This is a genomic window from bacterium, assembly GCA_040755795.1.
GTDB lineage: Bacteria > UBA9089 > CG2-30-40-21 > CG2-30-40-21 > SBAY01 > JBFLXS01.
Genome location: JBFLXS010000470.1, coordinates 1 through 2811 on the forward strand (window position 1 = coordinate 1; position 2811 = coordinate 2811).

The window sequence follows — 2811 nt, forward strand, 5'->3', positions numbered from 1 at the left end:
TCTTGTAAATTTTTAAGTTGGATAGGGACTGAGTTACCAAGTCCAGGGTGAGGTCTAAGGAAGTTGTAATAGGTAACAAAAAGAGTAGTGAGAGCAATAGCACCGTTTTTGGTATTAAATCCACAAGAAACGAAAATCGGGGGACACACGAAAATCGGGGGACACAATACTAATTAACGAAAAAGAAAATCGGGGGACACAATACTAATTAAAAGGAAATAAGTATTGTGTCCCCGAATTGCTCCTGTCCCCGAATTGCTCCTTAGGTGATTGGTAGAAAATAGGCTGGAAAAATAGAATTTTGCAAAGAGAGGATTGTATCTTGAATTGTGAATTTGATCCTATTGCTTCATGACATTTAATTTTAGTAATTGAGTTATTTTGACGATATATACCTTAGGTAAACAAAAACCAAAGGAGGATCGTCATGGATAAGAAGTATATTGTTAGGCTTACGGAAGAAGAGAGTAAAGGGCTTGAGGAGTTGATTAGCAAGGGGAAGAGTGTTGCATACAAGATTAAGCATGCTCATATTCTTCTTAAGGCTGATGTCAATGATGGGCTGGGGTGGTCAGATGAAGAGATTGCAGAAGCCTTTTCGGTGCATCGGAATACGGTGTGTAATGTGCGTCAGCGTTTTGTGGAGTTTGGATTAGAAGGAGCACTTGAGCGTAAGAGGCAGGAGGAACCTTCCAGGAAGCGGATATTTGATGGCGAGAAAGAGGCGAAACTGATAACCATTGCCTGTTCTGAACCACCGTCTGGTCGTGCCAGGTGGAGTTTAAAGATGCTGGCAGACGAATTGGTTGCTTTGGAAGTTGTGGAATCGGTTTCTGATCAGACTGTCCGGCGAACGTTAAAAAAAACAAAATGCAAAATCGGGGGACAAATGCAAAATCGGGGGAGCAAAATCGGGGGACACAATACTAATTAAAAGGAAATAAGTATTGTGTCCCCGAATTGCTGAGTTACCTAATTACCCAATTTACCCAAATTATGGAGGTGAGGTAAAATGATTAAAAGAATTTTTTTAGGGTTAATGATTGTTGTGGGTTGCATCTTGATTTTTGGCACATATCGCTTGAGTGATGGAAAGGAGAAAAATATTGTCTCCAAGCCATCTAGACCCCAACATATCAAAGTTAACTTACAATACACTGGCGAATTGAGACTTGGAAAGGTAATAAGTTTGAGTGCAGAGGTAATGCCTGATCTTGATGTTTCAAAAATGGAAGTAGGATTTGGATATTATAGAAATGATGACTTTGAGGGGGGAGGGATAAGATACCTGGGTCCAACTAAATTTGAGCTGGGTCAGGTAAAAAAAGATGAAAAACATAAATTTAATGTAGATCTTATTATTGAAAAAGAAGGGACATATTTAATTTCAGTATCGGCTTGGAGTCCTGTTCCAGGAAAAGAGAATATCCCAACGATTGTTTACGACGGGAGTGCTAATATTCCAAAATTTTGTCTCGATGATAAAGGATTTGAATGGTATAAGGATAGAATAGAAAGAGAGAGACAGGAAAGACTTCTACACCCTCAAGAATGGGACATGAAAGAGGAAAATGGGAATTGGTTCTATTTTAAAGATGGAAAATGGATATCCACAGGTAAAAATTATCCATATGAAGCAGCAGAAAAAGATGGACGGCACGAGTCAGTGGTTAAGAGTGATAGAGAACCAGAATCTCGACCAGGACCGTATGTGAGAGAAGAAGACCAAAAGAAGGAGCCTTCTTTGGTTCCTCCTGGAGTAGGACCTTCTGAATTACCCAAATTGCCGACAATCAATCTGCCAGAACCAATTATGCCAACATCTCCTATTCGTCAGACTATTGAAAAAAAGAAAGATTTAAAAGATCTAAGTTATGAAGATGCAGAATCATTAGGAATATCGGGAATAAAGGCAATAAAGCTGGCACCTGCCCGAAATTATGAAAAGAAGCTTGATGAGAATGAGGATGGAGAGAAATGAAATTAAATGGAAAATTATTAATACTATTTTTACTTTTAGGCGGGCAAATTAATCCAAATAAGGATGCGGATGCTCGGAAAATTCTAGAGTTGTATCCCACAGATGATACATATATAATGTCTGCACTTCCTGATGCAACTCGAGGAACCTCCTCAGATTTGGTAATTGGAAATGCGAAAGACTGGCGTGATCGTATTCTACTTAGATTTAACATATCTTCAATTCCTATCACTGAAAGAATCATTCAATCTGATCTATATCTGTACTGTTGGGGATATATAGGCACTAGTGCTTCAAGATTTGTCGATGTCTATCGCATGGGATGGAGCTGGTCAGAAAATGAGGCAACATGGAATAACTCATCTAATTATTATAGTACTCCATCTTATTATGGTACTTACACTGGAGGAGATGGCGGCTGGAAAAAATGGAGGGTAACAGATCTTGTAAGAGAATGGCATAAAGGTACCTATTGGAACTATGGAATGATGCTTATTCCTAATCCGGAAAAAGTGGAAGGGACGAATATGTTATACCATTACTCTAAGGAGAGCAAAGTGGTAAATGGTACACCTACTTTGATAAAAAATCGGGGGACACAAAAAAAATCGGGGGAAAAAATCGGGGGACACAATACAAAAATCAAAATCGGGGGACACAATACTAATTAAAAGGAAATAAGTATTGTGTCCCCGAATTGATGAATTTAAACTTTATGTTGGCGGGGTCAATCCAAAAAAAATTAAAGTTTAAGAGAAAAAATGCCGAGAATACCTATAGAAGATTAAAAACTTTCTAAAGAATAAGGAGGTATTCTCGACAATGACTCA

General features: G+C 38.4%; 3 protein-coding genes. All 3 read left to right on the top strand.

Annotated features, from left to right (window positions below; translation table 11 throughout):
- Positions 1 to 427: 427 nt before the first annotated feature.
- On the top strand, positions 428 to 934 hold the full coding sequence (locus tag AB1414_18470; GenBank protein MEW6609401.1) for a helix-turn-helix domain-containing protein: 507 nt from the start codon (positions 428 to 430) through the stop codon (positions 932 to 934).
- A 78-nt stretch (positions 935 to 1012) separates the two neighbouring features.
- The gene (locus tag AB1414_18475) at positions 1013 to 1981 is read left to right on the top strand and encodes a hypothetical protein (protein MEW6609402.1); all 969 of its coding nucleotides are present in this window, start codon (positions 1013 to 1015) and stop codon (positions 1979 to 1981) included.
- Entirely contained in the window at positions 1978 to 2652 is a 675-nt protein-coding gene (locus tag AB1414_18480; GenBank protein MEW6609403.1) for a DNRLRE domain-containing protein, read from the top strand. The genes AB1414_18475 and AB1414_18480 overlap by 4 nt, the downstream gene beginning before the upstream one ends.
- Positions 2653 to 2811: the final 159 nt, after the last annotated feature.

Excerpts from the sequence above, each read along its gene's own strand:
- AB1414_18470 (MEW6609401.1), top strand. The coding sequence starts at position 428 with ATGGATAAGAAGTATATTGTTAGGCTTACGGAAGAAGAGAGTAAAGGG.
- AB1414_18475 (MEW6609402.1), top strand. The coding sequence starts at position 1,013 with ATGATTAAAAGAATTTTTTTAGGGTTAATGATTGTTGTGGGTTGCATC.
- AB1414_18480 (MEW6609403.1), top strand. The coding sequence starts at position 1,978 with ATGAAATTAAATGGAAAATTATTAATACTATTTTTACTTTTAGGCGGG.